Annotated in this window: 20 protein-coding genes; 17 read left to right on the top strand and 3 right to left on the bottom strand. The window is 68.3% G+C overall.

Going from position 1 to position 20,416, the window contains the following annotated elements:
- Window positions 1-50 precede the first annotated feature (50 nt).
- A complete protein-coding gene (locus tag ACFXKN_RS08355) occupies window positions 51-926 on the bottom strand; it encodes a ribokinase (RefSeq protein WP_378952921.1) in 876 nt (291 codons plus the stop codon).
- Between the two features lie 337 nt (window positions 927-1,263).
- Here ACFXKN_RS08355 and ACFXKN_RS08350 point away from each other — a divergent pair, with 337 nt between their 5' ends.
- The 12 genes from ACFXKN_RS08350 to lexA all read left to right on the top strand — a co-directional run bounded on the left by ACFXKN_RS08350 (window position 1,264) and on the right by lexA (window position 11,972).
- Window positions 1,264-2,529, top strand: a complete 1,266-nt coding sequence (locus ACFXKN_RS08350) for a glutamate-5-semialdehyde dehydrogenase (RefSeq protein ID WP_378952918.1) — start codon at window positions 1,264-1,266, stop codon at window positions 2,527-2,529.
- Complete coding sequence (locus tag ACFXKN_RS08345; RefSeq protein ID WP_378952915.1) at window positions 2,526-3,404, top strand: AAA family ATPase; 879 nt, start codon at window positions 2,526-2,528, stop codon at window positions 3,402-3,404. Before ACFXKN_RS08350 ends, ACFXKN_RS08345 begins: the two co-directional genes overlap by 4 nt.
- A 2-nt stretch (window positions 3,405-3,406) precedes the next feature.
- Window positions 3,407-4,798, top strand: a complete 1,392-nt coding sequence (locus tag ACFXKN_RS08340) for a VWA domain-containing protein (RefSeq protein WP_378952912.1) — start codon at window positions 3,407-3,409, stop codon at window positions 4,796-4,798.
- 11 nt (window positions 4,799-4,809) lie between these two features.
- Window positions 4,810-5,151 carry an MmcQ/YjbR family DNA-binding protein gene (locus ACFXKN_RS08335; RefSeq protein WP_378952909.1) on the top strand — a complete coding sequence of 114 codons (342 nt, stop codon included), beginning with the start codon at window positions 4,810-4,812 and terminating at the stop codon, window positions 5,149-5,151.
- 161 nt (window positions 5,152-5,312) lie between these two features.
- Complete coding sequence (locus tag ACFXKN_RS08330; RefSeq protein ID WP_378952906.1) at window positions 5,313-6,377, top strand: hypothetical protein; 1,065 nt, start codon at window positions 5,313-5,315, stop codon at window positions 6,375-6,377.
- 44 nt (window positions 6,378-6,421) lie between these two features.
- Window positions 6,422-7,063 carry a nicotinate-nucleotide adenylyltransferase gene (gene nadD / locus ACFXKN_RS08325; protein WP_101463962.1) on the top strand — a complete coding sequence of 214 codons (642 nt, stop codon included), beginning with the start codon at window positions 6,422-6,424 and terminating at the stop codon, window positions 7,061-7,063.
- 46 nt (window positions 7,064-7,109) lie between these two features.
- Entirely contained in the window at window positions 7,110-7,526 is a 417-nt protein-coding gene (gene rsfS / locus ACFXKN_RS08320; RefSeq protein ID WP_056821472.1) for a ribosome silencing factor, read from the top strand.
- The gene (locus ACFXKN_RS08315) at window positions 7,523-8,182 is read left to right on the top strand and encodes a histidine phosphatase family protein (RefSeq protein ID WP_378952903.1); all 660 of its coding nucleotides are present in this window, start codon (window positions 7,523-7,525) and stop codon (window positions 8,180-8,182) included. Before rsfS ends, ACFXKN_RS08315 begins: the two co-directional genes overlap by 4 nt.
- On the top strand, window positions 8,172-9,875 hold the full coding sequence (gene octT, locus ACFXKN_RS08310) for a diglucosylglycerate octanoyltransferase (RefSeq protein ID WP_379432789.1): 1,704 nt from the start codon (window positions 8,172-8,174) through the stop codon (window positions 9,873-9,875). The genes ACFXKN_RS08315 and octT overlap by 11 nt, the downstream gene beginning before the upstream one ends.
- A 3-nt stretch (window positions 9,876-9,878) precedes the next feature.
- Window positions 9,879-10,721: a DegV family protein gene (locus ACFXKN_RS08305; protein WP_378952897.1), complete on the top strand. Its 843-nt coding sequence runs from the start codon at window positions 9,879-9,881 to the stop codon at window positions 10,719-10,721.
- Window positions 10,722-10,793: 72 nt separating this feature from the next.
- A complete protein-coding gene (locus ACFXKN_RS08300; protein WP_378952894.1) occupies window positions 10,794-11,288 on the top strand; it encodes a GNAT family N-acetyltransferase in 495 nt (164 codons plus the stop codon).
- Between the two features lie 33 nt (window positions 11,289-11,321).
- A complete protein-coding gene (gene lexA / locus ACFXKN_RS08295) occupies window positions 11,322-11,972 on the top strand; it encodes a transcriptional repressor LexA (RefSeq protein ID WP_378952982.1) in 651 nt (216 codons plus the stop codon).
- Between the two features lie 5 nt (window positions 11,973-11,977).
- Here lexA and ACFXKN_RS08290 read toward each other — a convergent pair whose 3' ends face one another.
- Window positions 11,978-12,940 (bottom strand): DUF2332 domain-containing protein, encoded by a 963-nt coding sequence (locus ACFXKN_RS08290; protein ID WP_379432788.1) that lies wholly within the window; start codon window positions 12,938-12,940, stop codon window positions 11,978-11,980.
- A 179-nt stretch (window positions 12,941-13,119) separates the two neighbouring features.
- Here ACFXKN_RS08290 and ACFXKN_RS08285 point away from each other — a divergent pair, with 179 nt between their 5' ends.
- From ACFXKN_RS08285 to ACFXKN_RS08265, 5 genes are all read left to right on the top strand, one after another.
- The gene (locus tag ACFXKN_RS08285) at window positions 13,120-14,133 is read left to right on the top strand and encodes a ComEA family DNA-binding protein (protein ID WP_379432787.1); all 1,014 of its coding nucleotides are present in this window, start codon (window positions 13,120-13,122) and stop codon (window positions 14,131-14,133) included.
- A gap of 558 nt (window positions 14,134-14,691) precedes the next feature.
- A complete protein-coding gene (locus tag ACFXKN_RS08280) occupies window positions 14,692-17,628 on the top strand; it encodes a ComEC/Rec2 family competence protein (protein ID WP_379432786.1) in 2,937 nt (978 codons plus the stop codon).
- A 9-nt stretch (window positions 17,629-17,637) separates the two neighbouring features.
- A complete protein-coding gene (gene holA, locus ACFXKN_RS08275) occupies window positions 17,638-18,609 on the top strand; it encodes a DNA polymerase III subunit delta (protein WP_378952882.1) in 972 nt (323 codons plus the stop codon).
- Between the two features lie 5 nt (window positions 18,610-18,614).
- Window positions 18,615-18,740 carry a hypothetical protein gene (locus tag ACFXKN_RS08270; protein WP_379432785.1) on the top strand — a complete coding sequence of 42 codons (126 nt, stop codon included), beginning with the start codon at window positions 18,615-18,617 and terminating at the stop codon, window positions 18,738-18,740.
- Between the two features lie 168 nt (window positions 18,741-18,908).
- Window positions 18,909-20,114, top strand: coding sequence for an LCP family protein (locus ACFXKN_RS08265; RefSeq protein WP_379432784.1), 1,206 nt, complete (start codon window positions 18,909-18,911; stop codon window positions 20,112-20,114).
- 1 nt (window position 20,115) lies between these two features.
- Here the strand turns inward: ACFXKN_RS08265 and ACFXKN_RS08260 are convergent, their stop codons facing one another.
- Window positions 20,116-20,370: a hypothetical protein gene (locus tag ACFXKN_RS08260; protein WP_378918766.1), complete on the bottom strand. Its 255-nt coding sequence runs from the start codon at window positions 20,368-20,370 to the stop codon at window positions 20,116-20,118.
- Window positions 20,371-20,416: the final 46 nt, after the last annotated feature.

Genomic DNA, 20,416 nt, shown 5'->3' with positions numbered 1-20,416 from the left:
GTAGGGGTGGGACGGATGTGGCGCACCTGATTTTCACCGCGCCCGGCAGGTCAGCCGGTGGTGATCGCCGCCGCGATCTGTGCGCTGCTGGGAATCGACGAGCTTGCGCCCAGGCGGGTGGTCGCCAGTGCGCCGGCGGTATTCGCCCAGTTCAGTGCGGTCGGCGCACCCTGATTCCAGGTTGCGACCAGTGCGCCGGTGAATGCGTCACCCGCGCCGGTCGTGTCGACCACATCGACGGCGAGTCCCGCGACGGAGAGCTCGGTCCCGTCCTGGCCGCGATACACCGCCCCGTCCCCGCCGAGCGTGCGCACCACGTGGGTGACCTCGGTCAGTTCGGCCGAATACTGTTCGGATTCCAAGGAATTCACAATCGCGAGGTCCACGGCGGTCCACAGTTCAGTGGGCAACGACTGAACCGGCGAGGGATTCAGGGCGACGACCGTGCCCGACGTGCGAGCGTGTCGGGCGGCGGCGAGCACCGTGTCGATCGGAATCTCCAACTGGCACAACAGGATGTCGGCAGCCGCGATCGCTGCGAGTTCGGCGGTCGACAGATCCGTCACCCGCCCGTTGGCTCCCGCTACCACGATGATGCTGTTCTCGCCGGCCCCGTCGACGACGATCGAGGCGATCCCGCTGGCACCATCGACCCGGCGCAGCGAGGTGGTATCGACGCCCGCGTCCGACAGCGCCGCCGTCAGTTCGGCCCCGAACGCGTCATCGCCGATCGCGCCGAGAAACCGCACCCGCGCGCCTGAGCGTGCCGCCGCGATCGCCTGATTCGCACCCTTCCCGCCGGGGACTGTCGCGAACTCGGACCCGAGCACGGTCTCGCCCGGTGCGGGCCTGCGCGCGGTTGTCGTGACCAGGTCCATATTGACGCTGCCGAGGACGACGACGGTGGGCGAATCGGTGCGGTCCATAACGCTGAATCTAGCGGCGAGGGCGCCATCGGTTCGGGCATCCCTTGCCGCCGTGGGAGTAGGGGGCAGCGGATGTGTATGCACTGGTCGGCGGCTGTGACGGAGAGGTTGCCATCCTCGCTGGGGCGAAGGTGCTGATGCGTGCCTAGAGCGTGGTGACGGCGCCGGTCAGCGGGTGTGCGCGCCACACGCAGTCCCTGCGTCGGCGTCCTTGGGGACAACTGCGTCGATAGCGTCGCCGAACCTGTGGACAACTCGGTCCCGCCGCCGGTCGGAGCCGTATTTCGGGTGCTGGGTGGCGTCGAGTGCGCGAGTCGGACTGCGTACGCTGATACCCATGACGGTAGAAGTGACCCCCGAGCTGGACATCCGCGCAGCGGTGCACGACGCCGCCCGCAGGGCTCGCGTCGCGTCCCGTGTGCTGGCTCAGCTGACCACGGCGCAGAAGAACGACGCACTGCACGCGGCGGCCGACGCCCTGCTCATCGCCACCGATCGCGTGCTCGCGGCCAACGCCGCCGACATCGCGACCGCGCAGGCCGCCGGTACCGAGGAGAACCTGCTCGACCGGCTGCGGCTCACCAAGGCCCGCATCGACGGCATCGCCTCGGGTCTGCGTCAGGTCGCCACCCTGCCCGACCCGGTCGGCGTCATCGTTCGCGGCTCCACCCTGCCGAACGGTCTCGAGATCCGCCAGACGCGCGTGCCGCTCGGTGTGGTCGGCATGGTCTACGAGGCCAGGCCCAATGTCACCGTCGACGCGTTCGGCCTCGCTCTCAAGTCGGGCAACGCGGCGCTGCTGCGCGGGTCGTCCTCGGCCGCGAATTCCAATGCCGCACTGGTCGAGGTATTGCGTGAAGCCCTTGTCGCCCAGGGTGTTCCGGCCGATGCCGTGCAGCTGCTGCCGAGCAACGACCGCTCCAGCGTCACCCACCTGATCCAGGCCCGCGGCCTCGTCGACGTGGTGATCCCGCGTGGCGGTGCTGGCCTGATCAACGCTGTCGTCCGCGACGCCCAGGTGCCGACCATCGAGACCGGCACCGGCAACTGCCACGTCTACGTGCACTCGGCCGCCGACCTGGCCATGGCCGAGGCCATCGTGCTCAATGCCAAGACCCGCCGCCCGAGTGTCTGCAACGCCGCCGAGACCGTCCTCATCGACGCCGCCGTCGCGGAGACCGCGCTGCCTCGCCTGAGCAAGGCACTCGAAGACGCGGGCGTCACCATCCACGGCGATCTGCCCGGTCAGGTCCCGGCCACCGATGCCGATTGGGGTGAGGAGTACCTCACCATGGATATCGCGCTGAAGGTCGTCGACGACCTCGATGCCGCCGTCGACCACATCAACACCTGGGGGACCGGCCACACCGAAGCCATCGTCACCGCCGACCTGGCCGCCGCCCGCGAGTTCACCGCCCGAGTCGACGCCGCCGCGGTGATGGTGAACGCGTCCACCGCGTTCACCGACGGTGAGCAGTTCGGCTTCGGCGCCGAGATCGGCATCTCCACTCAGAAGCTGCATGCCCGCGGCCCGATGGCACTGCCCGAACTCACCTCCACGAAGTGGATCGTGTGGGGCGACGGCCAGACTCGGCCGGTGTGATCGTGACTCTCGTACAGGAACCGATCTTCACCTCGGTCGACGATGTCATCGACCGGCTCGCCACCACCGGCTACCTGGCCGACAAGGCAACGGCCACTTCGGTCTTCCTTGCCGATCGGTTGGGCAAACCGCTGCTCATCGAGGGCCCGGCCGGTGTCGGCAAGACCGAACTCTCGCGAGCGGTGGCCCAGGTCGCCGACGCCGAACTGGTCCGCCTGCAGTGCTACGAGGGCGTTGACGAGGCCCGTGCGCTCTACGAGTGGAACCACGCCAAGCAGATCCTGCGGATCCAGGCGTCGAGTGAAAACGATTGGGCCGAAACCAAAGCCGACGTCTTCACCGAGGAGTTCCTGCTCTCGCGCCCCTTGCTCACCGCCATCCGGCGCTCCGAGCCGACGGTGCTGCTGATCGATGAGACCGACAAGGCCGATGTCGAGATCGAAGGCCTGCTGCTCGAAGTGCTCAGCGATTTCGCGGTGACCGTGCCCGAACTCGGCACTATCACCGCCACCCGCAAGCCGTTCGTGGTGCTCACCTCGAACGCCACCCGGGAACTGTCGGAGGCACTCAAACGCCGCTGCCTGTATCTGCACCTGGACTTCCCCGACGAAGACCTCGAGCGCCGCATCCTGGCCAGCCGCGTACCGGAACTCCCGAGCACCGTGGCCGAGCAACTGGTGCGGGTCGTGCACGTGCTGCGCGGAATGCAACTCAAGAAGCTGCCCTCGGTCGCCGAAACGATCGACTGGGGCAACACCTTGCTCGCCCTCGGCGCCGCCGACCTCGACGACGCGACCGTGCGCGCCACGCTCGGCGTGGTGCTCAAGCACCGCAGCGATCACCAGCGCGCGCTGGCCGAGCTGAAACTGGCCTGATCATGACCGCGCCGACACCGCACGGAATCGGTGGCCACGTCGCCGGTTTCGTCGGTGCGCTCCGAGCCCGCGGCGTGCCGGTCGGACCGTCGGAGACCGTCGACGCCGGGCGGGTATTGACCGTGCTCGACCTGCTCGATCGCGAGGCCGTACGCGAGGGACTGGCCTGTGCGCTGCTGCGCAGGCCCACCCACCGCGCCACCTTCGACGGACTGTTCGACCTGTGGTTCCCCGTCGCCGTGGGTGATCGCAGCGCCGAGACTCCAGACCTGCCGCGCACCCCCGATGGACAGATCGACCTGGCTGCCCTACGCGAGCAACTCGCCGAACTGCTCGCCGCCGAGGACAGCGGCCCCCAACAGCAATTGCTGGCGGGGCAGGTGGTCGAGCAACTCGGGCAGTACCAGTCCGCGCGCGGGCCGTCGTTCTCCGCGTACCAGGCGCTCAAAGATCTTGCGCCCCAGTCGTTGCTGGCCAAGGTGCTCGCCGGCCTCGCCTTGCCCCCCGACGCGAGCGAGCGAGACACCGAGGTCGCCCGCCGCGTCGCCAGGGAACGCATCGCGGGGTTCCGGGCGAGTGTGGAAGCCGAGACCAACCGGCGCGTGGCCGAACAGATCGGGCGCGAACGCGTCGCGACCTACGGTGTCGCCCGTCAGGCCGAGGACGCCGACTTCTTACGCGCCTCCGAACGCGAGCTCACCGAACTGCGGCGCGGTACCCAGCGATTGGCCCGGATCCTGGCCTCTCGGCTGGCGGTGCGGCGCAAACGGGCTCGGCGCGGCGAGATCGATCTGCGTAAAACCCTGCGCGCGTCGATGTCGACCGGTGGGGTGCCGATCGACCTGGTGAACCGCAAACCTCGTCCCGGCCGGCCGGAACTGGTACTGCTGTGCGATATCTCGGGCTCGGTGGCCGGGTTCAGCAACTTCACGCTGTTGCTGGTGAGCGCACTGCGTGAGCAGTTCTCGCGGGTGCGGATCTTCGCGTTCGTCGACCGCACCGACGAGGTCACCGGGTTCTTCGAGCCATACGCGGGCCTCGACGACGTGATGACCCGGATCTTCACCGAATCGCGCATCATCGACGCCGACGGGCACTCCGACTACGGTTACGCGCTGACCAGTTTCGCCGAGAACTTCGGCGAAGCCGTCACCAGTCGCAGCTCGCTACTGGTCCTCGGTGACGGTCGCACCAACTATCGCAACCCACAACTGGACACCCTGCGCGAACTGGTCGGCACCGCCCGGCACGCGCACTGGCTGAATCCCGAACCCAAAAACCTTTGGGGGACAGGCGATTCAGCGGCTCGCGACTACGGTTCGGTGATCGAGATGCACGAATGCCGATCAGCTCGGCAGCTGACCGAGGTGGTCTCCAGGTTGTTGCCCGTCTGAAGGAGCTGACGATGAGTGTTGACGTCTCGGCCTACTGTCTGGCCAAACCGGGCGCTTGGGAAGACGAGCCGTGGGAGGGCGACACCGTCGCCAAGGTCGGCGACAAAGTGTTCGCGTTCCTCGGTGCCGGCACGTCGATCAGCCTCAAATGCGGTCGCGACCGCACCGAAGCCGATGAACTGGTCAACATCTACCCCGACGATGTCACCGTGTCGCCCTACATCGGCCGCTACGGCTGGAACAGCATCCGCGTAAGCGGCGCGGTGCCCGACGACGAACTACGCGAACTGATCGACGCATCCTACGACGCGGTCGTCGCCAAACTCCCGAAGTCGAAGCGCCCCACTGCCTGAGCACTTCAGCCGACGTTAAGCGCCTCACATGGCACGGCAACCAAGATCACGCCCATGCTGGCAGGGGCGTCGCGCGACGACGAGCGATCCGATCGACGGATATCGGACGTAGGGATGGTGCGGTCGGGCTACGTGCTCGGTCGGTGGGCGCGGTCCGCTCGGTGACCGATCCGTTCGCGAACGACAACGATCGCCCCCGCGTCGAACCCATCATTCCGGGCGGTCCCGCTGAAGGTTCGGGAGATCGACCCATCGCCGGGTCGGGCACGGCCGTAGCCGAAGGAGGCTCCCCGCAACCCGCGACGGGTTCGGGGCAGGGCACCGTTGCCGAGCCGGGCACGGCGAGCCCGCTCGGTGTCGCGGCTCGGCATCTTGCGCCGGGTGCAGGGGCCCGTGCGGCACGGCGCCTGGCCGGGATCGCCGCCGCGCGCCTGGCCGACGCCCCCGCGGCGGCGGAGGAACAGCTGCGTAGGGCGCTTGTCGTCGGCGCCGGTGAACTGGGTGGGCGAGAACTCGCCGCGATGCGTACCCAGCTGGTCACCGCCGTCGCCGCCCAGCCGGGCCGCGACCGTGATGTGGCTCGCGCCGCCGCCTCGGCCGCGGCTTGTTGGCGCCCGATCTCCCAGGCCGACTCGGTACACCTGTGGCTGGTCGCCGGTCGTGCCTGGCATCGGGCCGGCAAGCACGCAGAGGCGGTGGTGGCGTTCGACCGGACCCTGCTGAGCGGCGCCGTCGGCTACCCACCCGGTGAGCTCGCGCTGGTGCGCGCCCAGTTCGCCGAATCGCTGAACCACCTCGGTCGCTACCGCCAGGCCGCGTGGCAGTTCGCCGAGGCGGCGCGGCTGATCGCCGGTTCGCCCGAGCAGCGGCGCCGCCATGCCGATCTGGTGTGGTCGGAGGCCGTTGCTCGTGAGTGCTGTGGGCAGGAGTCCGAGGCGCTCGGCGGCTACCTGCGTGCCGCGGGGCTGTGGGGCGAACAGGACAAGATCGTGCCGCGGGCCCGCTGCCTGCGCGCCGCCGCCTGGCTGCAACTGCGCGGACCCCGGGGGCGCGTGCGCGGGCCGTGGTGGGTGACGATCGACGTGTTGCTGATCGAACTGAATCGCCGGGTCGCCGCCGACCCGGCCGCGCACCTCGTCGAAGAGCTGAAACGCACCCGTGCCCAGTTCGCCCAGATGTGCGCGCAGGCGTCGGGATCTCGCGAGCGCCGCGATGCCCCGGAGTAGTCCGGTCCGCCCCGGTCCCGTCGGCCGGATTAAGCTCAGACCTCATGCACGAAACAGCTCGGCCGCGTCGCAAGCTCGGTGTAATGGGCGGCACCTTCGACCCGATCCACCACGGCCACCTGGTCGCGGCGAGCGAGGTCGCGAACCGGTTCGAGCTCGACGAAGTGATCTTCGTACCTACCGGCCAGCCGTGGCAGAAGGTCAACAAGCAGGTCAGCCCCGCCGAGGATCGCTACCTGATGACAGTCATCGCCACCGCATCCAACCCGAGGTTCTCTGTCAGCCGGGCCGACATCGAACGCAACAAGGTCACCTACACCGTGGATACCCTGCGCGAGATGCAAAACGCGCACCCCGACGCGGAGCTGTACTTCATCACCGGTGCGGACGCGCTGGCCAACATCCTGACATGGCAGGATTGGACCGAACTGTTCGAACTGGCGAAGTTCGTCGGGGTGAGCCGACCGGGTTACGAACTGAACACCGATCATCTCGAGGAGCATCTGCGGGACCTTCCCGCCGACGCCGTGACGATGGTCGAGATCCCCGCACTGGCCATCTCGTCGAGCGAATGCCGCCGCCGCGCCGCGGAGGGTCGGCCGGTCTGGTATCTCGTCCCCGACGGCGTGGTGCAGTACATATCGAAGCGGCACCTCTACGTGCCCGCAGGAACGGAAGGTAGCTGACGTTGAGTCACATGAGCGAGGGTCTGACCCTGCAGAAGGAGATGGCATGAGTGCCTCAACCGAAGCGATCGAGATGGCCACGGTCGCCGCACTCGCGGCCGACGACAAGCTCGCCACCGATGTCGTCGTGCTCGACGTGTCCGAGCAGTTGGTGATCACCGACTGTTTCGTGATCGCGTCGGCGCCCAACGAGCGCCAGGTCAACGCGATCGTCGACAACATCGAGGACAAGCTGCGCGAAGCCGGCCACAAGCCGGTCCGTCGCGAAGGCACCCGTGAGGGTCGCTGGGCGCTGCTCGACTACGTCGACATCGTCGTGCACGTCCAGCACAACGACGAGCGCAATTTCTACGCACTCGAGCGCCTGTGGCGTGACTGCCCGGCGGTTCCCGTCGAGGGCATCGCCGCACTCCCGACTCCGGCCGCGGACGACGACGCGCAGGTAGAGGGAATCAACGAGTGAGTAAGTACGCCCATGTGCGCAACCTGATCCTGTTGCGGCACGGGCAGACCGAATGGAACGCGGCCGACCGGATGCAGGGCCAGATCGACACCGATCTCACCGAACTCGGTCGCCAGCAGGCCAAAGAGGCTGCGCGCGAACTGGGTTCACGCAACTCCATCGCGATCCACGCCTCCGATCTGCGTCGCGCCAAGGAAACCGCGCAGGCGCTCGGTGACATCACCGATCTGCCTGTCATCACCGATCCGCGGCTGCGCGAGACCAACCTGGGTGACTGGGAGGGCCTGACCCACCTCGAAGTCGACGCCGACTACCCCGGCGCTCGGGTGCAGTGGCGTCTCGACGCCACCTACACACCGCCCGGTGGCGAGAGCAAGCTCGAGGTCGGCGCGCGTGCGCTGCCCGTGGTGCGCGAACTGTACAACGAGCGGCAGGATTGGCCCGGTCGGACTATCATCCTGGTTGCGCACGGCGGGTTGATCGCTGCTCTGACGGCCGCGTTGCTGGAACTGCCACCGGAGAACTGGCCTGCCCTCGGCGGGCTGGCCAATACCAGCTGGGTGCAGCTTTCCAGTCACGGCCCGGATATCGACCGACCCGGCTGGCGCCTCGATGTGTGGAACGCAGCGGCGAAGGTAGCTCCCGATGTCCAATGAAGAGCCCGACCGATCAGTACCTGATGAGATGTTCCAGCAGGTGACGGCGAAAGCCGGACGGCAGTTGCCGGACGCGCTATTCGGCCCGCCACCCGCTCGGCCCGCGCGCGCAGAGCGCGAGGAGCCGATCCGTTCGGTACCGGACGAACTCTTCAAGCAGGTCACCGCGCGCAGCGCACGATCGCTGCCCGATGCCCTGTTCGGCCCGCTTCCCGCGCCGGTCGTCGCTGAGCCCGAGCCGGTCGACTCGGCGGCAGGCGCCGTCGAGTCCGGCTCGGGGACAGCGGATTCCGACTCCTCGGCCGCCGATGTTTCCCCGGACGGCAGTATCGACGGCGATAGTGCGGTGACCTCGATCGGTGACAATGCCGAGGGTGCACACGACGCTGTCGACGTCGCATCCAGTTCTGCTGTGCAGGAAGCCGACAGCGAGACTTCCGGTGTCACGGCATCGGTGGACGTTGCCGCAGATGACGGTTCGACAGACGAACTCGTCGATGCGGATTCCGGTGCGGTACAGGCTGATACCGTCGAGTCCACTGCGGAATTCGCTACGGCGGATGCGGATGCGGTCTCCGGCAGCGAACTGTCCGCGGAGCAATCCGTCGATGACCCGGCAGTCGTCGAGTCGATCGCGGATACCGCCGGACCGACGGATCTGGCTGCGCTGCAACCACTCCGACCGGATGCGACTGGTCCGGTTCAGTCCGACGCCACTACCTCGTCCGAAGTTTCTTCGGCTGAGGTGACGGCCGCCGCCGAAACCGGATCTGCTGATGCGCAGGCCGATCCTCCCGCCGCACTCCCCGGCGTGGACCTCGATACCGCGGACAGCTTGCCGGCATCTTCGCCTGCCACTGACGCGGATCTCGCAGTCGAGGCGGCCGCGAACCCTGCTGCCTCGCATGGCGAATCGGTCGTTGCGAAGCCAGCCGGTTCGCTGCTCGTTGAGGAAGCCGTGTCGCCCAGGCCGGTGGAGTCTGCCGCGCCGCGTCCAGTGCTGCTCGTGATCGCCGACTCGCTCGCCTACTACGGGCCGAAGGGCGGGCTGCCTGCCGACGATCCGCGGATCTGGCCGAATATGGTCGCCGCGGAGCTGGATTGGGATGTCGAGCTGATCGCGCGGATCGGCTGGACCTGCCGCGATGCGTACTGGGCACTGATCGGTGATCCTCGGGTGTGGGCCGCGGTGCCACGCGCCGGAGCGGTCGTGTTCGCCGTCGGCGGCATGGACACTCTGCCGTCCCCGCTGCCCACCGCGCTGCGGGAGATGATCCGCTACATCCGTCCGCCGCGTTTGCGCCGTGGCGTGCGCGCGTCCTACAACTGGTTGCAGCCGAAGCTGTCGAAACTCGGTCGCCCGGTTGCCCTTCCGCCGCGGGTGAGCGTGGACTACCTGGAACAGTCGCGTACCGCGTTGAACCATCTGCGTCCTGAGCTGCCCGTCGTGGCGGTGCTGCCGTCGGTGCACAAGTGCGATGCCTACGGGCGGGTGCACCGGGGTCGGGCACGGGCGGTCAAGGCCTTGCAGGCGTGGTCCGGTCGCACCTCGGTGCCGCTCGTCGACCTCGGTGAGGCCGTCCGTGACGACATCGAGTCGGGGTCCGCGAACCCGGATGGCATCCACTGGGGCTGGGCTGGGCACGCGGCAGTGGCGACGGCGATGACCAAGGCGCTGCAGGAGGTCCGGTAGTCCGTGGCCGTTGTGGTGGTCACCGATTCGGCGGCGGGGTTGTCCGCCGATCTGGTCGCCGAGCTCGGTATCGAAGTGGTGCCGTTGCATGTGCTCGTCGGTGAGCGTGAGATCCGGGATGGCATCGACCCGATCGAGATCGATTACACGGCGGACTCGGTCACCACCTCGGCCGCTTCGCCCGGCGAACTGCGCGAAGCCTACGAACGCGCGTTGAGCCACAGCGATGGTGCCGGCGTTGTCGCGGTGCACTTGTCGCGCCGGTTGTCGGCGACCTGGGAATCGGGTCGCCAGGCGGTGCGCGACATGGGCGCCGAAGATCGAGTGCGCGTGGTCGATTCGCTCGGCGCCGGTCTTGCCACCGGTCTGCCGGTGTTGGCCGCCGCGCGCAGGGCGACGGCCGGTGAACCGCTGGACGACGTCTACGAGTGCGCGGTGTCGGCCGCGACCCGTTCTCGCACGTTCATCCTGGTCAACCGTACCGAGCAACTCCGCAAGGGCGGCAGGCTCAGCAGCGCCGCCGCATTCTTCGGCAGCGAACTGGTGACGAAGCCCCTGCTGCAACTGGTGGAGGGCAAGCTCGAAATGCGCGAGAAGGTGCGAACCAGATCGCGCGCCTACGCCAAGCTGGTTGCCGCCGCGGTCGACGCGGCCGCGTCCGACGGCGCGGCCCTCGGCATCCAGCACCTCGGTGCACCCGAGGCCGCCGAGAACATCGCGGCGCAACTGCGTGAGCAGCTGCCGGAGGTTCAAGAACTTTACGTCGCCGAGTTCGGCCCCGCACTCGGTGTACACCTCGGTATCGGCGCACTCGGCGTCGCGGTGTTGCCGGGCGGATGTGTCTGATCGGTGCCGGTTCAGAATCTCGCTGAGGGCAATCAGTCCGGTGGCGATGATCCGGTGCCTACCGTGGTAGTCATGGCTGGCAACACTTCTCCACAGACCGACCTTTCGCCGCGAGTACTCGTGGTCGAGTGGGACGACCCGGATGCCGAGCTGCTGCGCGCGGAGATGTCGGCGGAGGTCGGTCCCCGCTACGCGCACCTCGAGCTCACACTGCGCGGCCCCGCGCCCATGTCGGTCGATTCTGAGACCGTGCACCGAACATTCGTCGCGTACTCGGGCGCCGAGCCCGTCGGCCACGTCGCGTTGCGCTGGAACGCCGGTGACCTCGAACTCAAGCGGATGTTCGTCCGCCTCTCCTACCGGGGCACCGGAACCGCGACCGCGCTGCTGCAAGCCGCCGAAGCGTCTGTCCGCGCGGCCGGTCAGCCCCGGATCATCCTGCAGACCGGCCATCTGCAGCCCGACGCGGTGCGCTTCTACGAGCGCAGTGGCTATCACCGGATTCCGCTGTTCGCGCCCTATCACGTCCTGCCGCTGTCGAATTGTTTCGCGAGGAACCTGCACTGAAGTGGTGATCGCATGGGGATCTACGATTCCCCGATGACCGGATACGACGACTTCGACCACCTCGACGCCGCGAACCTGCCTCCCCGCAGGCAACACATCCTCGCCGTGATCAGGGATTCGGTGCTCGCCAACGGCTACTCGCCGAGCACACGGGAGATCGCCGACGCGGTGGGCCTGCGCTCCACATCCACGGTCTCCCAACACCTGAAGGCGTTGGAGGAGGACGGTTTCCTGCGTCGCGCCGCCACCATGACCCGCCCCATAGACGTGCGCCTGTTCCTGCGTGGCGCCCCCGCCGCCGATTCCGACGCCTCGGTGTCGGTGCCCGTCGTCGGCGACATCGCCGCGGGCACCCCGATCCTGGCCGAGCACAACCCCGACGACGTCATGACCCTGCCGCGTGAACTGGTCGGGCGCGGTGAGGTTTTCGGCCTGCGGGTGCGTGGTGACTCGATGATCGACGCCGCGATCTGCGACGGCGACCTCGTCGTGGTCCGCAGTCAGCGCGAAGCCAACTCCGGCGATATCGTCGCCGCCATGATCGGCGAGGAAGCCACGGTCAAGGTGTACCGCCGCCGCAACGGCCACGTCCAACTCGAACCACGCAACCCCGCCTACTCCGTGATCGACGGCGACGAAGCAGTCATCCTGGGCCGTGTCGTGTCGGTGATGCGCCGAATCTGAGGTCGCTACGCCCGGCCGAACCAGTCCAGCGACTGGCCGTGCGGCCCGGCGAAAGCCAGCGGCTCGTCGTCGAGAGCGAGTACCAACCGAGCCGCCGCCGACTCGCGCGCCGGCAACCGGTCGACGAGCGAGGCGAGCACCCCGGGGCCCTCCTGCGAAACCCAGTGGCAGGGCAGCTCCCGCACCGTCGCCCGGAAGTCCGCTCGTGCCCGCGGCGAGAGATAGCTGAGCACCGCGCTGTGGAACACCACCACCGTGCTGTCGAGTGGTGCTCCGTGTACCAAGTCGATGATCTGCTCGTTCAGGTCGCCGGTAACGACGGTCGGAGGATCCGCGGCCGCGATCGAACAGGCCGCGCGCAGCCGAGCCAGCCGCTCGTCCTGACCCGGCCAGACGAGCGCGGACAGCCACTGCTGGTCGTCCTCGTCGCCGGCGTCGAGTGGGTTCAGATCCACTCCTGCCCGATGGACGACTCGGGGGAGCCGGTCCGGGATCGGCACCGGACCGGTTGTCGTGCAGGACAATACAACTGGCGACGGACCGTCGAACGGATCCAGCGCGGCTGCGTCGTACCGATAGCTGAAACGGTCCGGGTACAGACACAATCCGGCCGAGGCGCCGACCTCGATGAGTGACAGCGGTCCGGGTAGCCGGGCCAGCACCGGCAGTAAGGCCGCCGCCCGGCCCGCCTCGTTCGTCTGCGTTCGCCGGGTCAGTGCTGTGGCCGAGATCGCCGGCCAGTTCTCGCGTAGTTGTTCGCTGAACTCGCTGTAGGGAACCGCGGTCGCACCGTTCACTCGCGCGGCGGCCAGGATCAGGTTGGGTTGTTGCTTGTCCGTGGGCAATTGGGCGATCAGCGCCAACACCGCCGCGTCCGCGCTGATATCCAGTGCTCGTCGGTGATAGAGCGGGGAATTGTCGTGCGCTTCCCGGAGTGCGAAGTCGCGGAATCGTTGTGCGAGTTCCATGGGTACCTGAATACGTCGAATCGGCCATGAGCGCACGGTATCTATTCGGGCAGGCCGGATCCCGGGTACGAGGTCTGTTGAGCGGTGAGTTATCCACAGGGCAGGAGTTATCCACAGGTTTCTTTCCTGCCCAGGTCAGCGTGGGTTCGTCAGGTCGGCGTCGGCATAACGTCGCTGCCATGTCACGACACGAAGAGCACGAGCGGGTACGGCAGCGGCTGGGTGGTCTGGCGGTCCGCGAGCGAGAGCGGCCGAGCCGTCAGCCGCTGCGCGAGTCCGGGATGGGTTCCGGGACGGTTGATTCGCGCACTGATGACGACCGAGGGCACTGGGACGACGACGAACTCGCACCGTCATCGGGACCCGCGGGAGCGGTCGGGCCGCCGGTGTGGCTCGACGACGGTGTCTCGCGCGGGCGAAAGCGGCTGGTGCCCGAGCGCTTTCGTGAAGCGCGGCTGGATCCGGGTCGTCGCGGTGCGCTGGTGCTCGGCCTGGTCGGTGTCATCGCGGTGGTGCTGACCGGCGTGATGGTGCTGCGTGATCAGCCCGTGGCCCGGGCGGTGCCGCCGGTGCCGGTACTGCGGGCGGAAAGCATTGCGGTTCAGCCCGGCCCGACCACCGTGGCGGCGGCGATGGCCGGTCCGGGCCCGACCGCGAGCGCTGATGTTGTCGTCAGTGTGGTCGGTTTGGTCGAACGGGCAGGGCTGCACCGATTGCCGGACGGCTCTCGGATCGCCGACGCACTCGAGAAGGCAGGCGGCACCAGAGAAGGCGCTGACCTGGCGGGCCTGAACCTGGCCCAACGGCTCTCCGACGGAGACCAGGTTGTCGTCGGCGCCACCGACCCCCAGGTCGGACAACCCCGCCTCGGCAGCATCATGATCGGCGCGGGTCGCGCACCCGCCGCAGGCCCGAACAACGCGAGCTCGAACACGGCCGGATCGAGCACGGTGGGTTCGAATACCGTAGGCCCCAGCTCCGGGGGCGGTACGCCAGGAAAATCTCGCATCGATCTGAACACCGCAACCGAAGCCGAACTGGACGCGCTACCCGGCGTCGGCCCGGTTACTGCCAAAGCGATCCTCGCGTGGCGCTCGACCAACGGTCGCTTCGCCGACGTCGCTCAACTCGGCGAGGTCGACGGCATCGGCCCCGCGCGCTTGGCCCGACTGCGCGACCTGGTGACGACATGATCCTGGGGACATTTCGCAGCAGCGAGCGTGAAAGTTCATGCACCGCCGACGATTATCACCGGAGTGCCGCGTGTGTGGCGGCGATGGCATGAGCTGCCCGATGTGGCCCTGCGCGCGGCACGCCACAGATCAGACCTTGCAGGCGTCGGACGACTGCGCACCCCGATCGGACGACATCGTCGGGCCGACATGTCTGAGCACGCTGGGCGAAACCCGTTGTGCCGCAGATCTGCCCGCGGGTAGCACGGGCAGTGGTACGCCCGGATATGACGACGTGGCTGACGGATGACGGTCGCGCCGGGCGAGGGAACGTTGCTGGAGGCGTTGGCACGGCACCGAGCAACAACCGTGGTGCAACGTGTAGGAGCTGAACAGCGAGAGGCGCGGGGGCGCACACGGGCGGGTGCGGAGGAACGCGAGGGCAGGTCGCAGGAGGAACGCGAGGACAGGTCGCGGGAGCAGTCGGGGCAGAGTCGACGGACGTGGTCGGCGTGGCTGCCGGTGGCAGCGGAAAGACGGGCGCATGGCCGGCGGACGGCCGCGGAGCAGCACGAAGCGGTGGGGGAGGAGCAGCCGGGGCAGCAGGTGCTCGATATGCGGCTGGTGCCCGCGGCGCTCGGGTGTTGGTTGGCGACGATCGTCGCGGTGACTATGGGGTGGGTCGCGGGATCGGTGGTGGCGGTCGGCGCCGTGGTGGTGGCGATCGGGCTGTGGGTGGTGCTGCTGTGGGCGATGGCGCATCGGCGGGAGCGGTGGCGGGTTGTCGCGGTGACCGGGTTGGCGACGATGTTGCTCGGGGCGGGCTTCGGGGCCGCGGGTGCTTGGCAGGAGCATCATGTCCAGTCGCACCCGCTGCGAGAGTCGTTCGGTCGATCGGTGAACGTGCTCGCCGTCGTCACCGACGACGCGAAGCCCATGCGCGCCGGTGGGTTCGGTGGCGAGCGGCGGTGGATTGTTCGTGCAGGTCTGCACGAGTTCGGTCAGGGCCCGGCGTGGACGCAGGCCGGCGGTTCGATCGTGGTGCTCGCGCAGGGTCGCGAATGGGCCGAGTTGTCGCCTGGACAGATGGTGCGGTTCCGGGCCGAGGTCAGCGAGCCGAACCGCGCGGATCTGACTGTTGCCACCCTGCACGCCACCGATGCACCGAAGCGGATCGGCGAGCCGCCGTGGTGGCAGCGGCTCGCGGCGGGCGTGCGATCGGATCTGGTCGAAGCGTCCGCCAGAGCATTGCCACCTGCCGCGGCAGGGTTGCTGCCCGCGCTCGTCGTCGGCGATACCGTCGCATTGTCAGAAGAAGTGCGCGACGCGTTCGAAGTTGCTGGACTGCAGCACCTCTGTGTCGTCAGCGGTGCCAACTTCACGATCTTGTTGACGGTCCTGTTGGCGCTCACTCGACTGCTCACGGCTGGTCCGCGAACCAGTGCCACCGCGGCGGCGGGAGTCGTCGTACTGTTCGTCGTCATCGCGCGTCCCGACCCGAGTGTGCTGCGCGCGGCGGCGATGGGCTCGGTGACAGTGCTGGCTCTGCTCACCGGAAGACGCAAGCAGGCGCTACCGGCGCTGTGTGCAGCAGTGATCGGATTGCTCGCTGTCGCACCACAATTGGCGGTGAGCGCGGGATTCGCACTGTCCGTTCTCGCCACGGCGGGGCTGATCTTGCTGGCGCCCAGCTGGGCCGACTGGTTGCGAGCGCGCGGGTGGTGGCGCGCACCCGCGGAGATCGTCGCGGTGTCGGCGGCCGCGTTCGTCGTCACATTGCCGCTGATGGTGGCCCTGTCGGGGCGGGTGAGCCTGGTGGCGATCGTGGCGAATGCGCTCGTCGCACCGGTGGTAGGGCTGATCACGGTGATCGGTGCGGTGGGCGCGGTGGTGGCGTGCGTGTGGGGCGATGGTGCGGTGTGGGTGCTCTGGTGTGCCCGACTACCGATGTGGTGGCTGCTCGGCGTCGCCGATCGTGCTGCCGCGGTGCCGGGCGCCACGATCACGGTGCCGGGAGGCGCGGTCGGGGGAGTGGTCGCAGCGGTGATCGTCGTTGCCGTCGTGGCGGCCTTGCGTTGGTCGCACACCCGCAGATACCTCGCCGTAGTGGCGTTGGGCGTGTCGATAGTGCTGCTCCCGGTGCGCTTCTTGCAGCCGGGTTGGCCGCCATCGGGTTGGGTGCTCGCGATGTGCGACGTAGGCCAGGGCGATGGGTTGGCCTTGTCGGTCGCTCCTGGTGCCGCGGTCGTCATCGACGTCGGCCCCGACCCTCGCCCGATGCGGGCCTGCCTGGACCGCCTGAGAATCACCCACATTCCCCTGCTCGTCCTGACCCACCCCCACGCCGACCACATCAACGGCCTCGCGGGCGCACTCCGCGGCCGCACCGTCGACGCGATAGCCACCGCCCCAGGCGAACTCCGCCCAGCTATCGCCCGAACCTGTGCCGTCGCACACCGAACCCACGAGCCGGCGTCGGTCTCGGTGCCGACACCGCCGAACCTCGCGGCGCCAACCGGAACTCCCTCGCGTCCAACAGCGGCCGCGGGAGAGCCACCGCATCCTGTGGAATCGTCGGTATCGCCACCGGGTGTAATCGCTGCGCAGGTGCCCCCGGCGGACGTGGCGGTTTCACCATTGCCGCCGGACGGCTTGGTCGGACCGCCGTCGCACTCGGCGACATCGACCGCGCCATGGGAACCGGAGCCGACGGCGGCCTCACATCCGGCGGAGCGAGCGTCGGCTGTGGACGCTGACGCGCGGCCGCGGACGGGAGGTGATCAGGTCGTGTGCCCGAGTGGGACCCCGGGGGAGAGGCTGGCGACGGGCGATAGCCGGTCAGCGGATCACGGTGTTTCCCAGCGGGAATCGCATGGCCATAGTGATGACACTGGTGGAGTAGAGCGGGTGGCGGAACTCGCCGGCGCGGCCGGTATTCCGCTGATGGAACTCCACGCAGGGCATGAGATGACCTTCGGGACAGTCGGATTACGTGTGCTGACCCCGAGCCGGGAGGTGCCGACATCATTGGCGGCCGATGAGGCCAACGATCGGTCGCTGGTGATGCGGGCTCGTACCTCGGCCGGGACGATCCTGTTCACCGGGGACATCGAGGCCGAGGCGCAGGACCGGATTGTGCGTGGCGGTGATGTGCGTGCCGACATTCTCAAGGTGCCGCATCACGGATCACGCACCACCACACCGGAATTCCTGCGTGCTGTCGGCCCGCGCCTGGCGTTGATCAGTGCCGGGTCAGGCAACACCTTCGGTCATCCGCACCCAACGGTGACTACCACCCTTGCCGCGCTCGGCACATCCGTGGCTCGGACCGACCGAAATGGTGATGTCGTGATCGTGGGTACCGCCGCTGACCTACGGATTGTCACGTCCCGTCGAACCGCACCGCGTGCGCGGCACGGACCAGCGCCTCGATGGCGTGGGCAGGGGTTCAGGGCAAGTCGCCGGGTGCGGCGCGGGAAGGCGGCGCGTGTCCAGGTTGTCGGTGGGCGTACGTAGGATCGGCTGGTGAGCGAACGCCCTGCCTCGGTGCATCTGGTCCTCGGCGACGAGGAACTGCTGGTCGAACGCGCGGTTGCGAAGGTGACCGCGCAGGTGCGGGCCTGCGCGCCCGATCCGGACTCGGTGCCCGTCGATCGACTGCGCGCCGGTGACGCGAGTACTGCGGAGCTGGCAGAGTTGCTCAGTCCGTCGCTATTCGCCGAAGACCGCGTGATCGTGCTCGAGTCGGCCGCCGAAGCAGGCAAGGACGCGGTCGCGGTGATCACCGAGGCTGCCGCCGATCCGCCCGACGGCGTGGTGCTGATGGTTCTGCATTCAGGAGGCGGGCGCGCCAAGGCGCTGGCACCCGCGCTGCAGAAGAAGGGCGCGACCGTCCACGAGTGCACGAAACTCAACAAGGGCGCCGAGCGAGTGGAGTTCGTGCGCGGCGAGTTCCGGGCGCTCGGGGTCAAGGTGCCGACCGAAGTCGTTCAGGTCCTGCTCGAATCCGTCGGTTCGGAACTGCGCGAATTGGCCGCCGCCTGTTCGCAATTGGTGTCCGACACCGGTGGCAAGGTCGACGCGAACGCGGTCCGGCGCTACTACTCCGGCCGAGCCGAGGTCACCGGCTTCGACGTGGCAGACCTGGCCGTCGCCGGCGACCGCCCCGGCGCGATGGAGGCCCTGCGCTGGGCCACCGACCGCGGCGTCCCCCACGTCCTGCTGGCCGACGCACTCGCCGACTCCGTCCACACCATCGCCAAAGTCGGCTCGGCAGGTCGCGGCGACCCGTTCGCCCTCGCCCAGAAACTCGGCATGCCCCCCTGGAAGATCAAGAAGGCCCAGGCCCAAGCCCGCGGCTGGAACCCCACCACCATCGGCACCGCCCTGCGGGTAGTCGCCACCCTCAACGCCGATGTCAAGGGCGGCGCCGCCGACGCCACCTACGCCGTAGAACACGCCCTCGCCCGCATCCTGGACCTTCGCGCCACCGGCTGAACCAGGTGCCCCGTCTGATCGGCTGGTACGGGCGGGCCGTCGACGCGGTCGGGGTGCGTCAGTTCGCGGTGCAGGATCCGGACGGCTATCTGCTGCGGATTTCGCAGGACCTCGGCATCCGTCCCCACTGAACGGGCGCGCCGCACCTCCATCCAATCGGGATCCAATCGCGATGTCTGCTCGCTATCGCGGCTGGCACAGTTGATCATGAGATGGTTGAGCCGAGTGGTAGCCGGGATGGACAAGGCGGGCGCGGTCGACGCGGTCGGGGCTCGGCGGGGCGAATAGCGCGGCAGGTGGTGAAGGTTGTCGCGGCGGTGCTGTCGGCAGCGGTAGTCCTGGTGACGGCGTATGGGTGGTCGACGGCGGGGACTTTCGACGCGGGGTTCCTGCGGTCGCGGGCGATCGGTGACGACGCACCGCACTCACTCGGCGGCGATCTCAATATCCTGCTGATCGGGTTGGATACCCGGCGCGATCAGAACGGCAACGAACTGCCCCCCGAGGTACTCGATCAACTCCACGCGGGCGACGGTGACGAGGGCGGATACAACGCCAATACGCTGATCCTGGTGCACATTCCGGCCTCGATGAACAAGATCGTCGCGGTGTCGATTCCGCGCGACGACTATGTGCCGGTCACCGGCATCCCGGGCTACACCCACGCCAAGATCAAGGAGACGTACGGGTTGAAGAAGGCGGCCGTGCAGGACCAGCTGATCGCACGAGGAATCACCGATAAGCGCAAGCTGGAACAGGCGGGCAGGGAGGCGGGGCGGGCCTCGACCGTGGCCGCGGTCCGGGACCTGACGGGGGTGCCGATCGACCGGTTCGCCGAGGTCACCCTGGCAGGCTTCTACGATCTGGCCGCCGCGCTGGGTGGCGTGGAAGTCTGCTTGAACAAGCCGGTGAAGGACACCGAGTTCTCCGGCGCCGATTTCCCCGCGGGCCGCCAGCAGCTGAATCCGGCGCAGGCGCTGGCCTTCGTCCGGCAACGACACGGGCTGGAGAACGGCGACCTGGACCGAACCCACCGTCAGCAGGCGTTCCTGACCTCGGTAGCTCGACAGTTACGTAGCGCGGGCACGCTCACCGACCCTGGCAAGCTCTCGTCGCTGATGGATGTGGCGCATCGCAATATCGTGCTGTCGGACGGCTGGAACATGACCGAATTCGTCCGCACCCTCGGTACCGCCGACGATCCGCAGGTCGAATTCCGCACCCTGCCGGTGCTGCGCTACGACGTGATCAACGGCCAGGACGTGAACATCGTCGACCGGCCCGCGATCCGCCGCGAGATCGCCGCGGCCTTCGGTATGCCCGTACCGACCGCTACCACGGTCGAGCGCACGGGACAACGCACCGAACCGCCGGCCGCGTGGTCGTCGGAGTCGACCGCGGGCGCTTGGCAGACCAGCACGACCGCGTCGGAGCCGGAGACTCCCGACGCGGGCACGCCGGTCCGCAGCGACATCACCTCGGGGCAGGTGCCCTGCGTGAATTGAGCTACTCGCCGGCGACGACGAGCGAGATGTCCACATCCTCGTCGTCGTCGAGGTCGTCGTAGCGTCCCTCCCACTCGTCGTAGAGGGGAACCTCGTCCTCACGGGTGACGATCCACGCGGCGCCGTAACCACCGTCCTCGTCGGGCACCATCACATTTTCGACCTTGAGACCGATGCCGAGGATCTCCGCCGCGCGGATCACCTCGGCCAGGTCATCGCCTCGTACCACCGTCTGATTCGCGTACACCGTCAACATGGCGCGAATGGTAGCTGGTGGAAGGGAACGACAAAAGCCGCCGTGG

Source organism: Nocardia sp. NPDC059195, assembly GCF_042754695.1.
GTDB lineage: Bacteria > Actinomycetota > Actinomycetes > Mycobacteriales > Mycobacteriaceae > Nocardia.
Note: the sequence above shows the minus strand (reverse complement) of the source record. Positions and strands in the feature narration are given on the sequence as shown.